This is a genomic window from Ensifer sp. BR816 (genome assembly GCF_000378985.1).
GTDB lineage: Bacteria > Pseudomonadota > Alphaproteobacteria > Rhizobiales > Rhizobiaceae > Sinorhizobium.
The window spans coordinates 26,863-50,258 of record NZ_KB905371.1; the positions used below are offsets into that span (position 1 = coordinate 26,863).

The 23,396-nt window shown below is 59.3% G+C and carries 15 protein-coding genes and 2 pseudogenes; 6 read left to right on the top strand and 11 right to left on the bottom strand.

The window, feature by feature from the left end; all coding sequences use genetic code 11:
* The first annotated feature begins 120 nt into the window (after window positions 1–120).
* Window positions 121–1,329, top strand: a complete 1,209-nt coding sequence (locus tag RHIBR816_RS34735) for an MFS transporter (RefSeq protein ID WP_052522762.1) — start codon at window positions 121–123, stop codon at window positions 1,327–1,329.
* A 678-nt stretch (window positions 1,330–2,007) separates the two neighbouring features.
* Here the strand turns inward: RHIBR816_RS34735 and RHIBR816_RS0129760 are convergent.
* Both RHIBR816_RS0129760 and RHIBR816_RS39095 read right to left on the bottom strand, forming a co-directional pair.
* A complete protein-coding gene (locus tag RHIBR816_RS0129760) occupies window positions 2,008–2,298 on the bottom strand; it encodes a hypothetical protein (protein ID WP_018240235.1) in 291 nt (96 codons plus the stop codon).
* 116 nt (window positions 2,299–2,414) lie between these two features.
* A pseudogene (locus RHIBR816_RS39095) lies at window positions 2,415–2,495 on the bottom strand (XRE family transcriptional regulator); the annotation flags it as partial.
* Between the two features lie 926 nt (window positions 2,496–3,421).
* Between RHIBR816_RS39095 and RHIBR816_RS0129765 the strand changes: the two are divergent.
* From RHIBR816_RS0129765 to RHIBR816_RS0129770, 3 genes and pseudogenes are all read left to right on the top strand, one after another.
* Window positions 3,422–4,027: a hypothetical protein gene (locus RHIBR816_RS0129765; RefSeq protein WP_026187587.1), complete on the top strand. Its 606-nt coding sequence runs from the start codon at window positions 3,422–3,424 to the stop codon at window positions 4,025–4,027.
* Between the two features lie 55 nt (window positions 4,028–4,082).
* Window positions 4,083–4,253: pseudogene (locus RHIBR816_RS37700) on the top strand (transposase domain-containing protein); the annotation flags it as partial.
* Window positions 4,250–4,804 (top strand): UPF0149 family protein, encoded by a 555-nt coding sequence (locus tag RHIBR816_RS0129770; protein ID WP_018240238.1) that lies wholly within the window; start codon window positions 4,250–4,252, stop codon window positions 4,802–4,804. The pseudogene RHIBR816_RS37700 and the gene RHIBR816_RS0129770, both read left to right, overlap by 4 nt.
* Window positions 4,805–5,164: 360 nt before the next feature.
* Here RHIBR816_RS0129770 and RHIBR816_RS0129775 read toward each other — a convergent pair whose 3' ends face one another.
* From RHIBR816_RS0129775 to RHIBR816_RS0129820, 9 genes are all read right to left on the bottom strand, one after another.
* A complete protein-coding gene (locus RHIBR816_RS0129775) occupies window positions 5,165–8,305 on the bottom strand; it encodes an efflux RND transporter permease subunit (protein ID WP_018240239.1) in 3,141 nt (1,046 codons plus the stop codon).
* Between the two features lie 5 nt (window positions 8,306–8,310).
* Window positions 8,311–9,375, bottom strand: coding sequence for an efflux RND transporter periplasmic adaptor subunit (locus RHIBR816_RS0129780; protein WP_026187588.1), 1,065 nt, complete (start codon window positions 9,373–9,375; stop codon window positions 8,311–8,313).
* 857 nt (window positions 9,376–10,232) lie between these two features.
* The gene (locus tag RHIBR816_RS0129790; RefSeq protein ID WP_018240243.1) at window positions 10,233–11,249 is read right to left on the bottom strand and encodes an AraC family transcriptional regulator; all 1,017 of its coding nucleotides are present in this window, start codon (window positions 11,247–11,249) and stop codon (window positions 10,233–10,235) included.
* A 346-nt stretch (window positions 11,250–11,595) separates the two neighbouring features.
* Window positions 11,596–13,035: a glycosyltransferase gene (locus RHIBR816_RS0129795; RefSeq protein WP_026187589.1), complete on the bottom strand. Its 1,440-nt coding sequence runs from the start codon at window positions 13,033–13,035 to the stop codon at window positions 11,596–11,598.
* Window positions 13,036–13,068: 33 nt separating this feature from the next.
* The gene (locus tag RHIBR816_RS0129800; protein ID WP_245262766.1) at window positions 13,069–13,809 is read right to left on the bottom strand and encodes an HAD-IA family hydrolase; all 741 of its coding nucleotides are present in this window, start codon (window positions 13,807–13,809) and stop codon (window positions 13,069–13,071) included.
* Window positions 13,779–15,026, bottom strand: coding sequence for an aminotransferase class III-fold pyridoxal phosphate-dependent enzyme (locus RHIBR816_RS0129805; RefSeq protein WP_018240246.1), 1,248 nt, complete (start codon window positions 15,024–15,026; stop codon window positions 13,779–13,781). Before RHIBR816_RS0129805 ends, RHIBR816_RS0129800 begins: the two co-directional genes overlap by 31 nt.
* Window positions 15,027–15,038: 12 nt before the next feature.
* Window positions 15,039–16,523 (bottom strand): GMC oxidoreductase, encoded by a 1,485-nt coding sequence (locus tag RHIBR816_RS0129810; protein WP_026187590.1) that lies wholly within the window; start codon window positions 16,521–16,523, stop codon window positions 15,039–15,041.
* On the bottom strand, window positions 16,520–17,887 hold the full coding sequence (locus tag RHIBR816_RS0129815; RefSeq protein ID WP_018240248.1) for a condensation domain-containing protein: 1,368 nt from the start codon (window positions 17,885–17,887) through the stop codon (window positions 16,520–16,522). Before RHIBR816_RS0129815 ends, RHIBR816_RS0129810 begins: the two co-directional genes overlap by 4 nt.
* A 514-nt stretch (window positions 17,888–18,401) precedes the next feature.
* Window positions 18,402–19,358, bottom strand: coding sequence for a sulfotransferase (locus tag RHIBR816_RS0129820; RefSeq protein WP_018240249.1), 957 nt, complete (start codon window positions 19,356–19,358; stop codon window positions 18,402–18,404).
* A gap of 1,291 nt (window positions 19,359–20,649) precedes the next feature.
* Between RHIBR816_RS0129820 and RHIBR816_RS0129830 the strand changes: the two genes are divergently transcribed.
* Window positions 20,650–22,047: an insulinase family protein gene (locus RHIBR816_RS0129830; RefSeq protein WP_018240251.1), complete on the top strand. Its 1,398-nt coding sequence runs from the start codon at window positions 20,650–20,652 to the stop codon at window positions 22,045–22,047.
* Window positions 22,044–23,387, top strand: coding sequence for a pitrilysin family protein (locus RHIBR816_RS0129835; RefSeq protein WP_018240252.1), 1,344 nt, complete (start codon window positions 22,044–22,046; stop codon window positions 23,385–23,387). The genes RHIBR816_RS0129830 and RHIBR816_RS0129835 overlap by 4 nt, the downstream gene beginning before the upstream one ends.
* Window positions 23,388–23,396 lie beyond the last annotated feature (9 nt).

A 23,396-nucleotide genomic window follows, 5' to 3' on the forward strand; every position in this document is an offset into this window, starting at 1 on the left:
GCTGGATCGACGGTCGCCACGTGCTTGACGGAATAGCGACATAAGTCGGCATTCTATCGAAAACTCGTTCTCTGATCAGAGGTTACATGGCTGGACCGAAGAAAAACAAAAGATAGGTCCATGACAAATCCGAATTTGAAGCTGGCACGCCGAGATGCTGCGACCCATCCCGATACCGATATGACGTTGCGAAACAGTAAGCGCGCAACGCGGCTTTCCTTCTTCATCTCAGGCTTCGCGCTGGCATGCTGGGCGCCGATGGTGCCATACGCGCAAAGCCGCATTGACGCAGATTCCGCGACCCTAGGATCGGTCCTTCTGTGCCTTGGCTTGGGTGCGGTCGTAGGCATGCCGACTGCAGGTATAGTGTCCAACAAAGTGGGAAGCAGGCCAGTCCTGATTGCTGGAGCGATTGGTCTGGCCACGGTGCTGCCGCTCATGGCGGCGCTGGCAAATCCGATAACCCTCGCAATCGCACTTCTTCTATTTGGTTGCTCAATTGGCGCGATTGATGTCGCCACCAACATGCATGGAGCCGAAGTTCAAGACCTCGCAGGCGTGCCGCTGATGTCAGGGTTTCACGGCGTCTACAGTATTGGCGGGCTGGTCGGCGCGGCAGGTATGACTTTTCTTGTCGCGGTTGGGCTCGGGGTCCTTGCCGCTTCCGGGGTGGCATCATTGGTTATGATCATTTGCATAGTTTGCGCGGTACCCGGATTTCTTAAGACGAAGCCAGCTTCGGATGGGGCGTCTTTTGCCATTCCCAGAGGAGGCGTGCTCCCGGTCGGTTTGCTTTTGATGGTCATCTTCTTGGCGGAAGGCGCGATGCTCGACTGGGGAGCCATTTTGCTAACCTCCAAGAAACTGGACGTCTCATTTTCCGGTAGCGGCTATGCTCTCTTTGCGATTGCGATGACCATCAGTCGATTTGTGGGCGACAAGGCGGTTGAACGCCTCGGCGAGTCCAGGATGCTCTTTGCCGGCATCTCAGTGGCTGCTTTGGGTATCATCTTCGCCGCCTACGCCGAGACGGTCTTGATGACCTTGACAGCCATCACTATCGCAGGGCTGGCCGCGGGAAATATTGTCCCGATCCTGTTCTCGCTCGCCGCGGTACAGCGATCAATGCCGGCGCCTCAGGCGATCGCCGCGACGGGGACGCTTGGTTATGCTGGAATTTTGATTGGGCCCGCACTCATAGGTCACGCCGCCGAACTGGTTGGGCTTGCAAATGCAATTGCTGGCGTCGGCATATTGGCAATCGTCGCCCTCCTTCTCATTCCAGCGATCTCTTTTCGCCAATCGACGATTGCTGCCTCCCCGCAATGAGAGATCTGACAATTTCCGCTCCTTTTCCGCTGCGTGCTCTCCACGTCGGGCACTGCCCCGCTACGGGCCAGGCCAGTCTGTCGAGCCGCAGACCCTGGACGAAATAGCCGAGCGTCGAGGCATCAGTTCCGTCTGGCAGAACGAAAGGTTAGATGCTTGTTGTCTCCAAAGACATCGTGCTGCGGCGACCAAGAGTTCGCCTGGCAGGACGATCCGGGTGTCAGCTGGAACCTTTTCACCTGCCAGCGCGCGCGAAGCATCAGACGAGCGCCTGACGAACCGAGATCACTCAGGCGGCGCTCCTGCGGGGAGGGGACGGGAGCGGTGCCTATCAGGTCGACTCCGATGGATAACGTGGAGGGAGGATCCCGCGATGTCGCTCGGAAGCGTCTGGGTTTAGTGTCGCGGCGGGATAGTCCACCGCTCTTGCCGCGCCGCCAGGCTCGCTGGAGCGAATCGCGCGGTCGATCCGAGAGGGGAAAAGGCGATTGGCTTCACCTTCGCGAGCACCGTCCAGAGGGTCCTGAAGCTGTTCACGGAGTAACTTTTCAGGCGGTTGACAGGTGTTCGACAGCCCTCTCGCCTTATGACTCTTCTTTAGCTGACTTGCAAAAAAAGTGGGGCCACTTTTGAAGGTGGCCCTTTTTTTGTTGTTGCAACGGCTCTGCAATGCAACGCTCACTGGACGGCTTGGCGCTGCAGCTCTTCGGCATAGCCGTGGGCGGCCGGCCTTGGCATGAACGCATAGACCAGGTCATCGCAGCCGAGCCCGCACCGCTGATGTTCCGCCGGGTGCGTCCAGCGATGGCAGTTGCGGCCGATCGTGTCGATGAAATCGCGGATCAGCGTATCGGCGCCATGCGCCTCGATCAGCCGAGCGACGTTGTAGCGGCCGCAGCGGCCGTGCGAGCAGTTCAGGATCATTTGCGGCAGGGTGAATTCGGCGAGCGTCTTCAGTGTTTCCGGCATACGTGATTCTCCTCGTTCGAGGTTGCCGGTATCCCGCATGTCATGGATGGCGCGCCGCCAGCGGCAGATGCCCTTGCCTACTTCGAGACTGGGCTTGCGAAGGGCAAGGCATATCGTTACTTCACCAGGAATGTGGAGGTTGGCACTCGAAGTGCAGCGGCGATACGCCTGAGCCTGCCGGGATCGACATCAGCACCGTGGCGGGACACTTCCATTTGCGCAACGTCACGCGCCCGCGCTCCTGTCGATGATGGTCCGCGTCTCTTCGGCCTCGTTCTCGAGGCGCCTTGCGATCCAGGAGCACATCACGGAAGACGACGACCGAGCGGGGCCATGTCACCGTGCTTCTCCGAGAACTGCGCCTGCTTGCCGTCAAAGGTCATACGTGGGTAGTTTCGGCCGCTAGCGCCGAGTCCTCCGATCTAAGCTTCTAAAGTCTTTGACGTTTCGCCAAGCGGCAAGCCTCTCCAACTATGGAACGTCGCGTTGGTTGCTCAGACACAGCGGTCTGCAGGCGCCTCAGCCGAATAGCGGCAGATTTGTTGACTCGGCCAATCACTCGGTCGAAAAGAGACGTCCGCTTAAAAAGGAGATCATCCGTTGGCTGACGAGAACAATACAGGCCTTAATGCCGGGGTCGTCGAGACGGACGCCGCGGCAAATACACCGGAGTCCAGCAGGATGCTGTCGAACGTGTTCCAGCCGCATCAGGAAAGATGACTGTGCAAGCGAAAACAAATCCGGAAAACGGAACGGACGAGCGAGCGGAAGGAAGCCCAAGCCTGTCGAGGCGACAGTCATTGATGGCAAGAGCGTTCGAGAGCGCCGGAAGGACGAAGACGGCAAAGCCTAATGAGCAAGCGGCAAAGACTTCTGTCCTTTCAATCGATGGGATGGAAGGTTTTGCTCAGCTCGAAGATCTGGCGGAAAAGTCGCGCCAGGAAAATGCCACGTTGCGAGGCGGCTCGGTCTTGACGGATCGTCGAGCGGGGCAGGTGGGAGGCCCTGGGTCAGGTGCAGAAGGGATATCCGCCGCTGCACCTCGTGGAGCGCGCCGAAAGGCGTGTCAGGAAACGATAGCTGCAGCGGGACCGCAGTCCAGCTTGCTCAAGGTTGGAACACTATGAAAACACCGTGGAAATTCCTTGTTCAATTGACCTCGCGGCGACCGTCGGCGAAAGCGCAAGAGATGTCGATTGGGCATGACAGCGATCCCGAGGCTCTCGCGAGCGAAGCGGAGGAAACGTCGAAACTTCCGTCCGATGCGGCGGAAGCTGCCAGTCCACCTCATCGTGATGAGGACGTATCGGTTGACCACGTGTCAGTCGCACCGGTTATGCGGAAAGCCGATGACGATGTCGCGCAGGCATTAAAGCCGCCGATTGCTATTGAAGAGGCTCAAACAGCTGCGCGCAACGAAGCCGATCATGCGGGTGCCGAAGCGAATTCGTTGGTGCCGGAAAGCACGGCAAGCACACAGTCGCAAAACAAACCGCGGATCAAGCGTCGAGAAGGTCGGAAGAAAGCCAAAGCCCGCGTGGCTGTGCAGAACGCTGTCGCCCCGAAGGAAAAGCGAAGTGTGCAACCCGCGTCTTCGAGGGATCTGTTCTTCCATGACGTGGCAATCCTCGACGAGGAAATCAAAATGCTGAGAACCCAGCTGGCTCAAAAGCTTTATCTGCAGAACGTCCAGCTCAAGGAGATGCTTGAGCGGTTCGACGTTTGGTGAGCTCGGCTCTCTCTACAGCTTTGTGCGTCTTTTCAGACGCACAAAGCACGCTGTAGCACTTTTGAATTTCTGCAAGTTATGCGTGGATCCTGAAGTCTTTCCTTGCCGATGTGCTGGAACGGATCGTCTCCGGCAAAGCGAAAGCCAACCGATGGAAAGCCTCTTGCCGTGGGCTGGGAAGGCCGAACGCGATGACATTGCAGATCAGGAGCGACGGGCGGCATGACACAGAACAGCCAAGGGACGACGGCACGACCGAAGCTCGATGACGAGGCGTTCGAGGCCTTCATCAGGGCACGTCGTCCAGTGTCGCCGATCTGGTCGATGAGTGGCCTCGACGGCTATCTCACGGCTCTCATCATCGGCCCGAGATTTATCGACCCACGTCAGTGGATCCCGGAGCTGACCGGTCCAGAGGCCTTGAATATGCCGATGGAAACAACCGAGCATCGGGCCGTGCAGACCATCGTTGCGGAATACAACCGGATATCGGCGAGCCTCGCCGAAACGCCGAAAGACCACCGGCCCAGGTTCACCAGGATCGATGAACTAACCTTTGATGCCATGGACTGGGACGTCTGCTTTCTGATAGGAACGGGGTTCGCGCCCAAGCTGTGGCGGCCCGTCATTCGCGGCCATGCTGTCACCGGCGATATCATCGCGCCGATCCGCAAACTCAGCGAGACCAAACGGCCCGCCACCCACCAGGATGCTGCTGCCGTCGCCGAAGCGCTCGTCAATATCCGAAGCTACTTCCTGCCAAAGCGCGCGAAGTAAAAGTTCTAAAAGAGCGCTGTCGCCATTCCGTCAATGCCGAAAGCCGTGGGGTGCTCGCCGCGCTCACGCTGAAGCGGCTCGAGAAGGAGCAACCCACCCCGCTCATGACTAACAAGCTGGCTTGTGGAACGCACACCGTTTCCCCACTCGGCAGATGACAATGGGCAAGGCTGTATTTGGGTATCTGCGGTGTCCACGAACTTGTGGCCGAGATCTAGCGCGGCTCGTTTCCATGATTGGGCACGCTGATGCATTGCAAAGTTGGTTCGTTTCTAAGGATGGAGTGGATCAAACGCGCGCCGCACGCCTCTGCCAGATTGCGTTTTATCAACTTGGCAGGTAGTGGCCGATGAGTTTTAGTCATTTCTGGCCAGAGCCTCGAGTCGCAGGGCTACGTTTGAAGGCGATCGGCTCGCAATTATTGAACGCATTCATTTCCTGCCCATCTGCTTCGTTGCATAGCCCGGTCGGGCGTGCGATCCGTTTCAGTGCCTGAAGGAGGTCATCGACGTACGTGAAGATGATGGGGATAACGATAAGGCTGAGGAGCGTCGACGTTATTACACCGCCGATCACCACAATGGCCATTGGCTGCCGGAAACTTGAATCGCCTCCCGTCAGGCTGAGAGCAACCGGAAGCATGCCTGACGCCATGGCGATGGTCGTCATGACAATGGGACGCCCGCGCTTGTGGCAGGCATCCACGAGAGCATCGAACCGCCCCATTCCCTGGCGGCGCGACACGATCGCGTATTCGACGAGGAGAATCGAGTTCTTCGTCACGACGCCCATGAGCATCAGCAGACCGATGACGACTGGCGCCGAGAAGCTGGTTCCGGTCGCCACCAGCGGCAGCAGCGCCCCTCCGAGCGATAGGGGCAAGGCCATCAGGATAGTGAACGGTTGCAGGAAATCGTGAAATAGCAGTACGAGCACGGCATATATGCAGAGTACACCGATTGCCATGGCAAAAGCGAAGCTTTGGAACAGTTCCGAGCTGCGCTGAAGTTCGCCTTGCTTCACGAGCGTGACGCCCGCCGGCAGGTGCTCAAGAGCTGGCAGCGCCTTTGCCTCGCGATAAACGTCGCCAAGAATGCGGCCGTTGAGCTCGACGGAAAGAGTGGTATTGCGCATTCGATCGATGCGGTTGATCTCGGAGGGACTTCCGCCGATACGGATGTCGGCGATTGATCCGAGATCGACGCCGCCATGGGCTCCTGCCACCCGTATGTTCCGGATGTCGTCGAGATTTGTGCGCGCCTCGGGCGTGAAGCGGACGACGATGGGGATTTGCCGCTGAGACAGATCGAGCTTTGGCAGGGCCGAAGTGTAGTCGCCATGTGTGGCAACGCGCACCGCTTCTGCGATGGCGCTTGAGGTTACCCCCAGTGCGGCTGCGCGTGAAAGGTCCGGCGTGATCTGAACCTCGGGCGCCTGCCTCGAGGCGGTCGAAGTCACCGCTCCAATACCTTGCAGGGTGCGGAGCTGCTCCTCAAGCGCTTCGCTCGCCTGGTCAAGAACATCGGAGTCATCGCTGGCAAGGCTGAGGACGAGGTGCGTACCGTTGCCGCCACTACCGACCGCAACCCGCACTCCGGGGAGCACGGAGAGGGCCGAACGGATATCGTTTTCGATCTCTGACTGCCTACGGTCGCGCTCGTTCAGCGGCGTCAGCATGACGTCAAGCGTAGCCGTCTCGATACTGGCTCCGGGGCTATCAGCCGACGATGCCGAGCCGATGGAAGAGAAGACATGTGTCACATCGCGAAGCTTGCTCACGATGTCTGCCGCCTTCTTGGTCGTCCTGTCCATTTGGTCGATGCTCGCGCCGGGCTGCTGGACCAGCCTCACCTGGGTCCGCGCATCGTCGGCAGCAGGCAGAAAGCCCGATTTCAGGAAGGGGATGGTGGAAAGCGAGAGCGCGACAAAGATCGCGGTCACGAAAAACGTCTTGTTCCTGTGGTACAACGACGCCTTCACAACCGCCATGTAGGCGCCCATGATTCGGCCATCCTTTACCTCGGTGGAATGCGGCTTCATGAAATAGGCAGCCATCATGGGTGTCAGCAGGCGCGCAACGACGAGAGAGGCGAGTACGGCGACTGCGGCGGTGATGCCGAACTGGCGGAAGAGCAGCCCTGGTATGCCACCCATGAATGCCGTCGGCAGAAAGACCGCGACGAGCGCGAGCGTAGTCGCAATAACTGCCAACCAGATCTCATTGGCCGCGTCGAGGGCGGCATCGATCGGCCGTTTGCCCATCTGGAGATGGCGAGCGATGTTCTCGATTTCGACAATGGCATCGTCTACAAGAATGCCGACCACCAGCGACAGTGCAAGCAGAGTTATGATATTGAGGCTGAAGTCGGCGAAGTACATGGCGAGGAAGGTTGGTATGACGGACAATGGCAGTGCGACGGCCGACACGAGCGTCGCGCGCCAGTCCCGTAGGAAGAACCAGACGACCACAACGGCCAGGATCCCCCCCTCAAACAACATGTGCATCGAACCCTGATAGCTCTCGAGGATCGCTACGTCTCTGCTGTAGATTTCATCGATCTGCACGCCGGGATGTTCGGCGGCGAACTGCTGCATCGCCTTCGCGACGTCGGCGGCAACGCCTGTGTCCGAGAAGCCGTTTGAGCGCTTGACCGCGACAGCGATCACGGGCTGTCCGTCGAGATAGGCCAGCGAGGATCGGTCCGCGAAGCTGTCATTGACGGATGCGACATCGTCTAGACGGACCTGTTGGCCGTTGGCTAGCGGAATTTGCAATCCCTTGAGGTCTTCGACGGATGCAACGGCACCGAGCGTCCGCAACGTCTGGCGTGTGCCGCCAATTTCGCCAATTCCACCCGACGTATCTGCCTGGACCGATTTCAACTGTTCTGAAACAGCGGCTGCCGTGACCCCGAGGGAGGCCATTGTCCCCGGATCGAGGTCGACATGAACCTCGCGGTCAATACCGCCGAACCGGCTCACCTGTCCCACGCCCGGTACCGACAGAAGTGCCTTCGTCATATCGTTGTCGACAAACCACGAAAGCTCAGTTTCGTTAAGACTGGACGAACGGACCGCGTAGGTGACCAGCGCGGCGCTCTGCATGGAGATTTTGGTAACGCGCGGCGTCTGCATCTGCGCCGGCAGATCTGGTTTTACATTGTCAACGGCATTGCGGACTTCATTCAAAACCTCGTCGCTGTTCCTTTCCAGCTCGAAAGTGACGTCGATCGATACCGTGCCATCGGCGATCGTCGTTGCGATGTGGTCGAGATTGCTCAGCGACGCCAGTCGGTCCTCGATAACGCGGGCCACCTCAGTCTCGAGCTGCGTCGGCGCCGTGCCCTCGAGTGTCGCGGTAATGCTGATCCTCGGAAGGTCCATGTCGGGGAAGTATTGGACCGGCAACCGCTCGAAGGCCAAAAGCCCACCGATGGTGAGCATTGCGAAGAGCAGTATCGCCGGTATGGGATTGAGAATCGACCAAGCGGAGAAATTCATCAACCCTACTCGGCGATATTCACGAGGTTGTTGTCCGACAGAAACGCTCCGCCCGATGCCACGACCCTCGATGACGGATCTATGCCGGAGACAATCTCGACTTCGCCGTTCTTGCGGCGGCCCGTCTCGGCTCGGACTCGTCGGACCCGTCTGTCGTCGCCGACCGTAAAGACGTAGCTTATCCCGTCGCGGAACACTATCGCCGTCTCCGGAACAGCGAGGGCCGATGTCGTCTTTATTTCGATGCTGCCGGTGACATAAAGACCGACACGCGGATGTACGTCGGTGGGAAGCGTGACATAGACGATCGCGCGGCCGGTCTCGGTGTTGACCGACGGGCCTACAAGCCTAACCTTGCCCTGGATGGGGCGCTCATCCGGGCCGTTGACCTCGACGCTCAGTCCCTCCGAAATGCGGGAGAGATAGCGCGCCGAAATTTCAGCCTGCCACTCTACGCGCTGCTGACGGACCAGGCGGAACAGCTCGGTGCCGGTGGAAACGACTGCGCCCAGATCGGCCGTGCGTGACGTTATCAGCCCGTCGTCGACGGCAGTGACAGTCGTCTGAGCGAGCTTGATCTTCTGGTTGTCGAGCGCGGCCTTTTGGGATTCGAGGCTTGCTTTAGCCATCTGCTCGTCCGTTAACCGCTCGGCGATCTTCTCGTCTGAAATTGCTCCCGAGGGGCGAAGCTGCCGGGCTCGGTCCGCGTTCGCCTTGGCCTTTGCTAAATTTGCCTTGGCAGTCTCGACGGCCGCGGCTTGCTTTCGAAGGTCCGCCAACACGCTCTCCTGGGAAAGCCGGATCAGCGTCTGCCCTTTGGTCACGACCGACCCGACATCGACCAGAACGTCGGTTACGCGAAGGCCGCTCGTCTCGGAGGCGATGACCGCCTCCTGCCAGGGTTTGAGCCATCCGCTTGCAGGAACCGTTTCCGCCCAGTCCCGTCGTGCCGGCGTGATCAGTGATACCGTAAGGGCAGGTGCTGCCGGCTGATCCGCCATGGGACTTCCGAAGGGGAGTAGTGCTGTGCAGACGAGGACGATGGCGAGTGAAATAAACGGCTTTCTCAACTATAAACCTCGTAGGTCGCGGCAGCACATTGCCCATCCGCGCCAGCGCCATGGAGTTGTTCTTTCGCTTGATCGCGGTCGAATGAGACGTGACCTTGATGCCATGTCCGATGTCGCCGTGTTCACGAGGAGCCGGCCAAACGACAAACAGGCATTAAGAGCGCTGCAGGGTCCCGGGCAGGCCGGGCAGCCTGTTGGATCGGACGTTGAGCGTCCGCAGCCCGACCGAGAGAGCGTCGGGCAGATTGGACAAACAATCATCGGCGGCGTTGTGCCACTGGAACCTGGCCGGGAGAGTCTCGGGTACGTGCCTCGCCCGGTCGAGGGCGGCGTCGAGCCACCGAAGCGAAGTTTTAACCGGGCCTGACCTGTGTTCACCATTGCCGTCTCTTCGGTGGCGTAATCAAGAGAGTGCATCCTAGTGCCCGTTGACCGCCCCTGCCATGCAGGTTGCTCCGCCTTCGGATCACGTCCATCTCCATGCAACACGCCACAGCATAATCACAATCGATTGTTTGGATGGAAGCCATCGATGCGATGGATAGAATGGCGAGATGTACTCCCTCCGTGGTCTGCGGTGCTCGAGCCACTCTTTCATGCAGGCCATAAGGCGCGATCTCGCCACCACCGTGCGCGGGTTGATCGAGGCATATGTCTGACGGCTCTCACCGCCATCGGAGACATCGCTATTTGCGATTCGCGTGCGGTCAGGATCGGCGAACAGGATGAGAGAACCTGGATAGGGATCCGATCGAGTCTTCGACAGGCGCCGCTGCTAATATCGCAGTCACGCAAATTTACGAACTTTCCAAGGGTTGTATTTCGGGTGGCGCGAGCATACCGAATATTCAACTGCTCTATCGTCTTTGGAACACCGAAAATGCCGATCGGTCCACGCGCTTCCTGGTGTCAGATGGCTTTTCCCCGTAGGTTGCTTTGTACGATGCTGAGAACCTTCCAAAATGAAAGAAACCCCATTTCAGGCAAATTTCCCTCACAGCTTGATTATTGGCGGGATCGAGCAGGTCCTGCCGCGCCGCCCGCAAACGAAGTATCATCAGATAAGCAGCAGGTGTTGTTTCCCTGAAGGCGCGGAAGCCGAGTTGTAGTGCTCGACTGGTCACACCAGCCGCTTCTGCCACCATCGGCATCGTGATCGGCTGATTGATATTGGCCTGCATGTATTCGATCGCGCGACGGACATGCCGAGGGGCGATCGAACAAGGCTTTTTGTCGAGCAAATGCGATAACCTATGGGGAATTTGGCGCACCACCAGATCGGCCAGCGCCTGCGTTAGATGTGTCATTGCTATTGGAGAGCGCAGCAGCGCGCCGTTGTCCCGCAGGCCGTTCATCATTGTTGATGCCAGATTGCCGATCATCTGGCCAGTTGGTGTGGCCAGCTCCAACTCCGGCAATAGATCCAGAGAGTCGTTGAGCGGCACCTCAAATGTTTGGCCGACAGCTTGCAGGATAACGGACCAATCCACCAACAACTCGTCTATTATATTTGATTGACCATGCATAATTACTCCGTCTGGTTCAAAATTATTATAGAGCAGCAGCTTCCCCCTTCCGGCCTCGGCCGTGCGGCCCCCATATCTCACCCCCATGCCGCCACTTCGAGGAATGACAATCGACAAATACTCTGCTGTTTCGGAGGTCGGCGCGATGCTGAATTGGAATTCGTTCTGGTGATAACCACTGAGCAAAACTGCATTGTCGCACGCATCAAGATTGATTCCCCAACGAAAGTCGCCAATTTTCCCGATTGGCTCGGCACTAAATGTACCGAAAGCCCCACCGAGAGCTTCAATCATGCCGTCGAAGGACGAACCACGAAATGAAAACTGCGGAGGGCCGTTTTCTGGCATTGTCGATTCCCCAATCCTGAAGTGCTTTTTTGCGTTCACGCGGATCAAGAGGCCGTGTTCGGCCAGCGTCCGACGTCATAATTCTATTTTTATTGGGTTTGCGTCCCTTCCGACGAACCATCGCGGATGGCCGCGCCACTGTATTCAGGAGTTGTTGCCGCGTCCCATCCGGTGCAAAGAGGTCTAAGCTGTTCCTGATGGGCCCAGGACATACCGCCTCCGCTTCGCCCTGTAGCTTTGCGCGCCGATGACCAGCAGTTTCTCGTCGCCGGTACGCTGTGCCACTGTCTGAAGTGTGCTGAGCCCTCGACGAGCAGCGGATCTTCACCTCCGCCCGCCGCCTGGCTCAGCTGACGTTTGGTTTGAACGGTTCCCGGACTTGAGCCCGGTCAAAGCTGGATAGAGCCGACCGAATCGAGTCATACCACTTTGGAATCTGCGAAATTTGCGTACTGGAGCGCAGGCAGCTTTCGCGCGCCGTTCTCGCCATCTCCTCGAAATGACTGTAATCGGCAATAAGGCGATGCATCATTTCTGCAGCTTTGACTTCGATGTCCGGCTCGTCGAGGACAACTCCATTCAGCCCATTTGCGACCTGCCTTTTCAGACCAAAGGCGGACGACACTATGACGGGTTTGCCACGGAGTAGAGCCTCAGTTACTGTCAGGCCGAAGCCCTCTTCGCGAGAGAGCTGAAATACTCCATGGGCGTTCTGCTGCAGCCGACCGACAATTTCGGCATTTGCGTCGCTGTCCTTCATCGAGATACAGGCCAGATATACGCGTTGGCGCACATCCTTGGGTAATTGAGAGCATAGTACTGCGCATTTCTCGAAATACGCGCGTCCTTCAGGATCGTCAGCAACATCTGAAGGATCGGGTCCCGCAATCACCAGACATGTATCGGAAGCTTCGTCGGAGGCCGTTCCCACAAAGCGCTCGAAAGCAGCGATGATCCGGTCAATGCCCTTCAGCCCATCCCACCTGGAAACATGCAGGAAATACCGCGAGCCGAGAATGTCCTGAAGGGATCGGTCGGGCTCGTCATGACGGTTGAACGAAACCGAATTCTCCAGCGCCTGGCCCGGTGGCCCTTCATAGTTGCGGTTCTTGCTCGAGAACGGGCTGATAGATGGCTGGATGACGTCGATGGGGTGACCGGCATCAAAGGCATATGCCTCGTCGCTCAGGACAATGCGCTGGAAGGGACGGAGGTATGCCTTCAGGAGCCCCCAGATTTTGTCGACTGTCGGAGTGCTCCTGGGATAGCCGATGTGGCATCGCCAGATAGCCGGGTGCGGGTGAGAATCCAGGAACTGAGCCGCTGCACAAAGTGGCTGCGGATCATGAATAACCAGGAAGTCATCAAGTCCGATCATTCTTTCCAGCTCCGCGGCGCCTTGCCGCGATGCCTCGAGATAATGCGGCAGCAGCTCATTCACCCCTACTGCGATGGCGTCGTGAAGAGAATTGTGAAGCGCTTTGGTGAACTGAAAAAACTGCTCGTCCTCCGGCTTGAAGATGAGCCAGCGCACATCAAAGCCAAGTTCCCGAAGGAGGCATATGTGGTGGGGAAGCATTTCGGCCACCCCACCGCCGAACGCGGTGGAATTTATATGCCAGATACAACGGGCGCCAATCTTGTCACGAGTCGCGTTGGACGAACGAAATAGTTCATCGAGAAGTTCCCCATAGTCCTCCCGCTCCGCAGTGTAATGCTCGAGGACCGAGCCTTCTACCAGCACCTCATCAAATAGCGGTGTGCACTGTTTCGTTGTTACTTTCAAATCGTTGCCCTCCTTGTCGTCTGGGAAGCAGGTTCAGCTCGGGCGGTTGGAAAGGACCGCGCGAAAATTCTCGATCCAGCCCTTGGTGTCCGTGTGACCACTGGCACTGGGGCCGACACCCACGCAGTCGCAGCCTGCAGCGGTTGCCGATTCAATCCCGGTTCGGGTGTCTTCAAACACCAAGCATCTTTCGGGGGGGATGTGCAGCATTCGCAATAGCGTTTGATAGGGTTGCGGATGCGGCTTTCCCTGACGGACGTCCTCAGCTGCAATCATGATCCTCGGGCGGGCGATTCCAGCCGCCTCGAGGCGGGCAAGGGCCGATACCCTTGTCGAAGAGGTGACGATGGATCTCCCTTCGACGGGGATCGAGCTATAGAACTCTGCAGCCCCCTGGATCGGTTGCAACAGCCTCATCGCTTGGATCTCATAGACCGCAATGCGAGCTGCTTCGCGTTTCGGCGAGAGGCCGGGCGCAATCGCCTCCACCAGCTCGACATCCCGGCGACCGGCCGACATCCGCATTGCGTAATCCGGACAAATCCGTTCCTCCAGCGCCCATCGACGGAGTGCGCTTTCGACTACAGCCTGCGAATCCACAAGGGTTCCGTCCAGATCGAAGGCTACGTGATCATAATCTTCAAGCTGAATTTCGATCATGACCCGTTCCAGAGGATTCGTACCATTGTGCGAATGGACTGTTGTAGTGTTCGTTTGCTCTTTCACGGTTTTGGCTCCGTGGATCAGCTCCAATAATGCTTGTTGGAAAGACATGCGTTCTCCGTGGCGTGGAACGCCTCTGCGCAGTATTCGACCATGGATGCGTCGGTGACCTGAGCAGTCATGTCCACGTCCTTGCGATAGTCTGCGAGTGCTCGCTCCAGTGCCGCCTGCAAAGCACTGAAAAACGCGCCATCCATGGACGCATTGCTCATGTATGTCCCTGGGTAGCCGGTGTAGATACCGTGTTGCAGACACCTCTGAACGAAGGCTCTTCCGTGCTTTTGCGAGGGCAGAAGGATATCGAACATGGTATCCCTTCCGGCAACGCGCGCAGGTATCTGGCTGCGCTCGAAGGAGGATTGGAACTGCCTCTTGAGCGCTGAGCCCCTCTCGGCGAGGCGAGCCATAATTTCTGCTTCCTCAAAGATTTCCTGTGTCAGGTTGCCCGCCACAAACGCCCGGTTCTCGCGCAGATACGTATTGCCGAGATAGGCCCTGTCGGCTCCGGTCATGGCATCGGCGGTGCCGGCGACCGCGGAAAGGCCGACGCCTTGTGCGATCCCCTTGGCCAATGTGATAACGTCAGGTTTCACATCGTGTTTTCGACAGTAGCCACCCTTGGCGTAACGAAGTCCGCATAGGACCTCATCAACAATCAGCAGGACTCCATGCAGTCTTGCCATGCTGGAGATTTCTCGGAGCAATTCCGGAGGAAAGACCGAGGGCTCAGGCGTGAAGAAAATACCTGCGACTTTCCCTTCGTTCCCGCCCAGCTGCTGTTCCAGAATACTGAGATCGTATTGAAAATCCTGGATGTGTTGATCCTTGGCCGGCGGATTGTCCGACCAGGGACGCTGTTGAAAGATGTCGTGCCATCCGTGGAAGCCGGCCGTCAGGATGACCGGCCGGCCAGTTCGGTGCCGGGCGATCCGAACGGCCGCTTCCGTTGCACAAGATCCGGTCCTCAAAAAGAACACTCTGGGAGTGTCTGGGAACATCTTAGACATTTTCCCGGCAAGTATCTGGCGTTGCGCGCTCACCGGCGATGGCAGAACGTCACTTTCTTGCTCCATCGCATGGGCAAGCCTGGTCTTGAATACTGTGTTATCACTGCCCAAGGGCGAAGCCCCGCTGCAGGACGTCATATCCAGATAGATCTTGCCGTGGATATCCTCCGCCATTGCGCCATTTGCGGAGCGGAATATGATGGATGACGGGGTTTCACGCTCCCACTCAGCCAAATGTCCGATAGCTCCAGGATTGAGCATCTAAATTACCCCTTACTCGAGTGACAGGGCCATTCTCCTCGCGTTGGCCATGATTGTGTGTGTCGGATTGCTGTTGCCCGCGAAATTCATAACGGAGCCATCCATGACATGGATGTTGGTGAACCCATGGACCCTGCCGCAGCTATCTACGACGGAGCTCCTGGGATCACATCCGGCGCGCATTGTGCCGTGCAGGTGGGAACTGCCTTTTGCGTGGGAAGAAGGCTCTCGCTCAATGCGGTATGCGCCCAGGTGGCGCAGAATTTCATCCGCGCGGTCGGCGAGAAAGCCTATTCGCTCACGGTCATTTTCCGAGTTCCGGTATTCGAAACGGATGTAGGGAATGCCCTCCCGGTCAGCGGCGTCGTCAAGCACTATGCGATTGTGCGACCATGGCTCGTCCCCGGCTATATAGTGCAGGCGTACGCGGCCGACGTTCTTGCTCGGCGAGTGGAAATTCGCTTCATAAATGAGGCCGCCAAATCTGCATGGTACGTCATTATGTTCGTAGAACTCGTCCGTATAAACGGTCGCATGCGGCCCCCAGTGCGAAGCCAATGCATCGGAACCGCAATCAGCGGGATCCACGTGGCCGACGGAGTAGCCGCTGATCTTGAAGGAGAGGCCCCGCCCAACAAGGTCAGATTCGTTTCCTATTCCCTGCGGTGCATGCCCACTCTTCGACCGAAGCATCAATGCCGCTGACTGTATCGCGTTTGCGCAGACCACGACCCTTTCAACCGGGATCCGGATCAGTTCCGATGAGAGCGGCACATAGCACTCCAGAGCTTCAGCCCGGCCGTTGCTGCGGATCTCAACCCGGTTGACAAAGCAACCATAGAAAACCGAGATCGTTCCTGGCAGGCCGGAGTCATCCAGGATGTTTCTTGCAAGCACTGATGCTCTCGCATCCGTAGGGCATACCAGTTCATCGCAAGCTGAACACTTGACGCATCCCCCGGGATTGCCTGGCGCCCGGATTGCCAGCAGGATATTCTTTGGCCCCATGCCGAGTTCCTGCATCGCTTCGGATAACATCACTCCACGGGGGCTGGCTGGGTATGATGAATGCCCGTTCGTGCCACCAATCTCCAGGAGATGCTCGATCTGCGAATAGCAGGGTTCGAGATCCCGAAGGTTAATGGGCCAATCAACCTCCATGTCGGTCCCAAGATATTGAGAAGCCGATAGATCTGATTGGCGGTATCTGAATGTTATTGCATTGTAAAATTGCATTCCGCCGCCGACGCAACACGCTGTCCACGGGTTACCGTCAGCGGGTCCATTCGATGTGAGTGCCTTGCTGTATGCCGCTTGATGAGGCTCATGCATGGCGCCAGGAGAAACCAGGCCACCATATTCCAGGACGGCCACGCGGCGGCCTTTCTCGGCAAGTGTTCGCGCGACGATCGATCCAGATGGCCCGGAGCCAACGATAACCGCGTCGAAGTTTGTGTAATCACAGGCGGCAGCTGCAATATGTCTGATGTCCGTCACTGGCGATGGTCTCCTGTCCGATGTGGAGTGCCGGGCCAGCAGGCGGTGCTCGCGACGGAGGCCACGATGTGCTTTGTACGGGCCATATAGTCGGGGACCGCGATGCCTGCCGGGCCGGAGGCAGGGTGGCGGTAATTAGCGGCGAGGCCGCCGAAGGTCCGCACGATCCAGAGGCATACCTCGTCCGGATCGGTGCTTCGGCTACGAAGGGTGAGAACTTGCCAAGTGTTCCAGTCGCGGGCGCCGGGGGTGCGGCGAAGGTCCATGTACGAGACCATGAAGGGGTCGCGGAGCGGCTGGCCAAGGAGATCCGCCACTCGGGGAATAGGTATCCTGGCCAGGTTCCTTGACCAGTCCAGGTTGGAGGCCGCCCGGTTCACCGCCTTAGAAAAGGAGTCGGTTGCGGCGAGCGGAAAGGCAACCGGGCCCATACCCACGTACCAGCCAATGGAAGACCGGAAGGGGGTTGTCCGGGTATGAAAGGGGACCATGGTACGAAATTCGCCCGAGCCGCTGATTTCGTGGCCTGCCTTGGCAAGGCAGGCGAGCAGACCGGAGAACGTGTCTCCCCCGGCCTTACGGCAGACGGTGTCGAAGGCGTGCGCGGCGGTTGCGTCGAGAAGCTCAATGTATCCGCTTGGCTGGGCGGCGGAGCTGCCGCTCACGTCGCTGACCGGTACCGGAAACTCCGGTAGGCAGCCACCCGCTTCGGCGAGAAAGTGCCGCCAGCGGGCGATGGATTCGTCGTCGGCGGTGAGCATGTCCGCCTCGGTTCGTTCGGCCTCCGCGAAATCGAGATAGCTGGCCGCGGGGGGAAGGGCAGGTGGGACGGTCTTGCCGTCGCGGGCGGCGAGTGCTGCGTCGTACAGAGTGTGGATCTCATACGCCGTTGTGCAAATGGAGTAACCGTCCATCAGGATGTGATCGGCGGCGAGACAGACGGTTGTGGCTTTCGGGCGGCTGATGGTGGCACAGATATATGCGGGCCAGCCGAGTGGCCCGACTTCGGCGTCGAAGAGGTCCTCCAGGTACCGCGCTAGTCGACGGCCGTCGGTGAAGTCCGCCGCCGCACTGCGGTGGATACTCACGGCTCGGGGCGGTAGCGTCCTGCGGTGGAGGCGACCGCCTGGTGTGGAGCGAGGGGGGAGACTGAGGTCGCTGCGCAGGGCTTCATGGCGGTCTGTCCAGTCGCACAGAGCCGCAGCAAAGGCGTCCGCATCGAGTTCGGCGGGCAGATCGAAGACGGTGCCCAGCCAGGACGGCGGCAGGGAGGCCTCACCGGCCGCCTCGAGTGCATTTGCGATGTGTGCTTCCTGGACGTGCGACGCCCGCCGCAGATCGGCTGCCCAAATGGCCTCGGACATGCGCGGGGCGCAAGCCCGCCAGACGGTGAGACGGCCCGGAGACAGACTGAGGGATGATATGTCAGTGAGCTTCATGATATGAGGCGCCTATCTGCGAGGAACGGAAAGGTGGTGCGGACAGGACAGGCCCAAGGCCCGCGCGCAGGACGGGCGAGCAACGCGCCGACGACACATCCCACCACAGCGCTGCCCGTGACTATTCGCGTCGCAGCGGCGGTCAGACTCAGCCCTCGATCACATACAGCAGGAAGACAGCGGAGCAGGCGCTGCAGCAAATAAATGAGCTTGCCGGTGGCGACGTGGTCCCGGCAAGCAGACCCAGCGGCAGGGTATGGGCTCCTCTGCAGGCGGCGCAGTTCACAGTCTCGAGCGGGCCTGGGTCGAGTAGTTCGGTTGCAGTCAGCGAGGCCGACGAAAATCACCTGGGATCCGACGAGGGAGACAGCCTGGCCCGCGACAAGAACGGAGAAGTTGCGCGGCAGCCGGCGTCGAGGCGCTTGTTGTGCCTTGTGCGTCACCCCGCGCTCCCGGGACCCGGCATCGACAGGTCGTAGCCCAGGCGCGCCAGTTCCTTCCCGGCGATCCGCTCGAACTTCTCGATTTCCGCGGGCGTGAGGTCCTGCAGGTACCGTCCCCTACGGCCGATGTACAGTGGTTTACCCGCAGCTTCCGCTGCGGGGTGGCCCCAGGGTTTGTCGAACAGCGCGTGCTCGTGCTCCGCGTGGTGCAGGACCGCCTCGTCCCATGGCAAACCGAGGTGCTCCAGCATCCGCTCCACCGTTTCGCGGGGGCGGGTGACCAGATCCTCATACCGCACTTCCAGATAGCGGCCGTCAGGAGAAGCCTGGCGGGGCCGGGTGACGATCTCCAGCCAGCCGTTGGCGGCTTCCGCGACAGTCCTGTAGCCCCAGTCGGGGACGGTCTTGAGGTGAGAGGCGGCCAGATCGCGGCCGTCGCGGATGATGTGGATGAAATGAGCTTGTGGCCAGACCGCGGCGTAGGTGCCGACGTCCTGGATCCTCCGCTGAAGCTTCAGACCCCATCGTCTGGCTCCCGTCTGTTCGCGTCGGAATTCGCCGATGGAGTCGATGAGCCGGCAACGGTCGTCGAGAGCGGACAGATCGGTACCGCGCTCCGCCATCAGGCCGGTCACCAGTTTCCGTACATCGTCACGGTCGAGACCGAAACGCTCGCACTGCACAACAAAGTGAGCGCCGTCGAACCACTCAGGGTCAACAGTGTCCTTCGTGGCACCGGCGAGCCGTGGGTCACGGCGGTCGATCATGTCGCACACCGCGAGGATGTGCGGACCGAGGTTGACGGGATCGGTGAAATCGATCTCCGGACCGACGACCAGACCGGGGTGCGAGTCGAGCACTACACTCAGCAGAGTGGTGCCGGAGCGGTTCTCGCCGCCGAGCAGGACCGGGTTGGAAGGCAGGACGAGAGGAGAAGGAACCAGACCGGACATGAATTTCCTGCGGGGCATGTGGCGTCGGTCAAAGCTGTACTGGCAAAAATCAAGTGTTGCTATTAATACAAACGCACCAGGGGCAGTTTATTTCGAAACCCGGATAGCATTTTCGCCAAATGTACATTTCGTTGCTTCTCTCCCGATGCGGATGTGCGATAGCGGTCGAATGGATTTTCGAAAAAAGGGAGCGTCTGATTGCTGTGATCTGCTATTGTTCCCTCTGAGACGATGGGCCGATAGCGCCGAGGAACCACTACTTGATCTCTGCCCGCCGGCTCCACTTTTGCAGACCGGATGTCTAGCTTGAGTCGATACTGCGCTCAGATTTTCCGGCGCTTTCACCCGTTTGCGAACGGAGCGCTGCGATGGCCGGATAGGCCTGATCGATATCCACTGTCGTGGCGTAACGTCGGGACAGAGTGACCCGAAGCCCGGTCGACGACGTCCGTCGGTGAATACAGATCGCGATTGTCGAAGAAGCGCAACTTCGCAACAATTCTGGTTGCGGAGATGGCCGGCTTGGAGTCATCAGCAATCTGCTTTTCCGCTGGATGGAGCCATCCGAGGCCGTGGAGTTGCCCACAGGTTCGCTGGCGCGACCGACAGTGCCGCTGCGGCTTTTCCGGCAGGACCAAGGCGGCCGCCAGAACATTCATCACACGGCAAGGTATGGAAAGGGACCCCGAAGAGCACGTGGACCGGTCGTCGATCCTCCGGCGACCCAGCCTGCAACCCGTCAAATATATGTCGAAATTGTTTGTCCGATCTACGACGATGTTAGAACAGCGACATCGCTGGTTCGGCTGATCACGCTGGATAGCAGCTTTTTTTCTTCGGCACGCCTATTGCTTCCCGGCATCTGCAGATGCGTCACGGAAAGATAAACGCGCGGAGATGTCGACATGTTACCACCAGCCTTTCGGACGGTGCCTTCGTCCGGCGACCCCACCACTGGACGCTCCAGATGCAGGAGCCGGAAGAGGCCGTGCGCGCCAAGCAATAGTCGAGCCCACGCTGCACGGGCGCTTCTGCTGCGGTTGTCCTCGCGCGGGCGCAGCGATCACTATGGTCTGCTTACCGACAATATCCCAGCACCGCCTTTCTGGTTGAACGGGCCGAAGCCTTTGTCTACCGCCGGACCATCCATCGGCGAGCACCAGTTCATGCTTGTCGATGCTGCCACCGGCGCGAACCTGCCGGCCTTCGATCATGCCCACCTGGCTGCGGTGCCTGATAAAATGAGTCGCAGCAGCTGCCAGGCCGACGATCTTGTCTCGGAGGGAGGCAGATGACGCGTGCCGTAATACATCCGTGTTTCCGTGCATTTGCCCTGACCATGCTTGCGCTGCAAGCGTTTATGACTTGGGAAGCGGCGGCCGCAGAGGCCCCGCGAGGCGAATCCGAGATCGGAAATTTCGTGCTGAGCAACGGCATGGAGGTGGTCGTGATACCCGATCACCGGGCGCCGACTGTCACACAGATGGTCTGGTACAAGGCCGGCAACGCCGATGAACCAAGCGGCAAATCCGGCATCGCTCATTTCCTGGAGCATCTCATGTTCAAGGGCACGAAGAAGCACCCGGCCGGCGAGTTTGACGCAAGGATCGCAGAGATCGGGGGGGAGGAGAACGCCTTCACGTCGTCCGACTATACCGCATTCTATCAGACGGTCACCCCCGAGGCGCTCGAGACGATGATGGAATTCGAAGCTGACCGCATGCGCCATCTCGTACTCAAAGACGCGGTGATCGTGCCGGAGCGCGACGTCATTCTCCAGGAGCGGCGCTCGCGCGTCGAGGACAATCCGGAGGAGCTTCTCGAGGAGGAGATGCGGGCGACCCTCTATCAGAACCATCCTTACCGCGTCCCGGTCATCGGCTGGATGCACGAGATGGAACAGCTCAGTCGGGGGGACGCCGTTGCATTCTACGATCGCTACTATGTCCCGAACAACGCCATACTGGTCGTGGCAGGGGACGTGGACACGGGGACGGTGTGGTGGCTGGCGAACAAGACCTACGGCGCGGTACCGCGCGGCCAAGACCTGCCTGAGCGGGTGAGGCCGCAGGAGCCGGAGCAGAACACCAAACGAACGGTCGTGCTTACCGACCCACGCGTGACCGTGCCGAGCTTCCGAAAGTCGTGGGTGGCGCCTTCCTACCGAACAACCGAGCCGGGTGAAGCGGAAGCCCTCGATCTTCTGTCGGAAATTCTCGGCGGAGGAACGCGCAGCCGGATCTATCAGGAATTGGTGGTGAAGCAGGGGATAGCCTCCTCGGGCGGCGCCTATTTCCAGGGAAGATCGCTCGATCCTTCGAGCTTCACGATCTATGGCTCGCCGCGGGGGGATGCGACCATCAAGGCGGTGGAAGACGCGCTCGACGCTGAAGTCCGGAAAATCATCGAGGCCGGTGTCACCGACGTTGAACTGGCGAAGGCCAAGAACCGCTTGGTGCGCTCGATGATCTTCGCACGTGACAGCCAGAGGGGAATGGCCAACATCTACGGGGAAGCGCTTGCGACTGGAAGTACCGTGTACGACGTACAGGTATGGCCGTTGAAGGTCTGCACGGTAACGGCGACCGAAGTGCAGGCGGTTGCCAGGAAATACCTTAATCCGGACCGATCGGTGGCGGGATATCTGCTGCCGCGGGAAACCGCGACCTCAGGAGACAAAAGCCGATGACAATGTTCAACCGACTGTCGTTCGGGGCCGCCAGGCCACTCGTGGCCGTGCTCGCATTGTTGGGTCTTGCCGCGGTACCCGGCCGGGCGGCCATGGCCATTCAGGAAGTCGAGACATCGGGCGGGATCAAGGCCTGGCTGGTGGAAGATTATTCGGTGCCGATCGTCACCGTTCGGTTCGCGTTCCGGGGCGGGAGCACGCAGGATCCTTCCGGTAAAGAAGGCCTTGCCAACCTCATGACCGCGTTGTTCGACGAGGGGGCCGGCGACCTTGACAGCGAAGCCTTCCAGGAGCGGCTCGACGATGCTGGCGCCGAGATGCGGTTCGGGGCCGGGCGCGATGCGGTCTACGGCTTCATGCGCGTGCTCGCCGATCAGAAGGATGATGCGTTCGATCTTCTCCGGCTGGCCGTCGAGCAGCCGCGTTTTGACCAAGCGCCAATGGATCGTATCCGCGCCCAGATCGTCTCGGGCATCATCGCGGAAGCCAAGGACCCGAACACGGCCGCACAGGTCGCATGGAGGAAGGCGCTCTATGGCGATCATCCGTACTCCCGACGGGACGAAGGCACCGAGCAAACCCTTGCCACTGCCACGACCTCCGATCTGAAGGCGCTTCATAAGCGGCTTTTCGCGCGGGGCAACCTTGCCATCGCCGTGACGGGAGCGATTGACGCCGGTGCACTCAAGCACGATCTGAATCGGATATTCGGCGGGTTGCCTGCCGAACCATCCATAATGCCGGTTGCGGAAACCGCCCCTAGGCTGGCGCAGGAAATTCGCATCCCGTATGACTTACCGCAGACTGGTCTGCGCCTGGCTTATCCGGGGATTAGCGACAAAGACCCACAGTTCTTCGCAGCCCATCTGATGAACCACATCCTCGGCGGGGGAGCGTTCACGTCCAGGCTCTGGAACGAGGTGCGCGAGAAGCGAGGACTCGCTTACCACATCGGATCTGCCCTCGTGAACAACGACCATGCCTCGGCGCTCGTTATCGCCACGGGGGCCCGCCCCGATCGAGCCGCAGAGACACTCTCCCTCATTCGTGCCGAGGTGCGGCGGATCGCGGAGAAGGGCGTCAGCGAGGACGAACTCGACGCGGCGAAGAAAAAGGTCATCGGCGGTTACGCGATCGACAATCTCAACTCATCCAGCGCGATCGCCGACACTCTGGTAAAAATCCAAATGGAAGATCTCGGCATCGACTATATCGAGCGGCGGAAACAGCTGATTCAGGCCGTGACCGTGGAGGACGTCCGGTCGGCCGCAAAACGGCTTCTGTCCGCCGACCCCGCCGTGATGATCGTCGGACCGCCCCTCGAGGATAGGAAAGGATAAAAGACCACT

Coding starts and splice junctions, on each gene's coding strand:
- RHIBR816_RS34735 (WP_052522762.1), top strand. CDS start 121: ATGACAAATCCGAATTTGAAGCTGGCACGCCGAGATGCTGCGACCCAT.
- RHIBR816_RS0129760 (WP_018240235.1), bottom strand. CDS start 2,298: ATGCCGGAAACACTGAAGACGCTCGCCGAATTCACCCTGCCGCAAATG.
- RHIBR816_RS0129765 (WP_026187587.1), top strand. CDS start 3,422: ATGAAAACACCGTGGAAATTCCTTGTTCAATTGACCTCGCGGCGACCG.
- RHIBR816_RS0129770 (WP_018240238.1), top strand. CDS start 4,250: ATGACACAGAACAGCCAAGGGACGACGGCACGACCGAAGCTCGATGAC.
- RHIBR816_RS0129775 (WP_018240239.1), bottom strand. CDS start 8,305: ATGAATTTCTCCGCTTGGTCGATTCTCAATCCCATACCGGCGATACTG.
- RHIBR816_RS0129790 (WP_018240243.1), bottom strand. CDS start 11,249: ATGCCAGAAAACGGCCCTCCGCAGTTTTCATTTCGTGGTTCGTCCTTC.
- RHIBR816_RS0129800 (WP_245262766.1), bottom strand. CDS start 13,809: ATGTCTTTCCAACAAGCATTATTGGAGCTGATCCACGGAGCCAAAACC.
- RHIBR816_RS0129805 (WP_018240246.1), bottom strand. CDS start 15,026: ATGCTCAATCCTGGAGCTATCGGACATTTGGCTGAGTGGGAGCGTGAA.
- RHIBR816_RS0129815 (WP_018240248.1), bottom strand. CDS start 17,887: ATGTCCGAGGCCATTTGGGCAGCCGATCTGCGGCGGGCGTCGCACGTC.
- RHIBR816_RS0129820 (WP_018240249.1), bottom strand. CDS start 19,358: ATGTCCGGTCTGGTTCCTTCTCCTCTCGTCCTGCCTTCCAACCCGGTC.
- RHIBR816_RS0129830 (WP_018240251.1), top strand. CDS start 20,650: ATGACGCGTGCCGTAATACATCCGTGTTTCCGTGCATTTGCCCTGACC.
- RHIBR816_RS0129835 (WP_018240252.1), top strand. CDS start 22,044: ATGACAATGTTCAACCGACTGTCGTTCGGGGCCGCCAGGCCACTCGTG.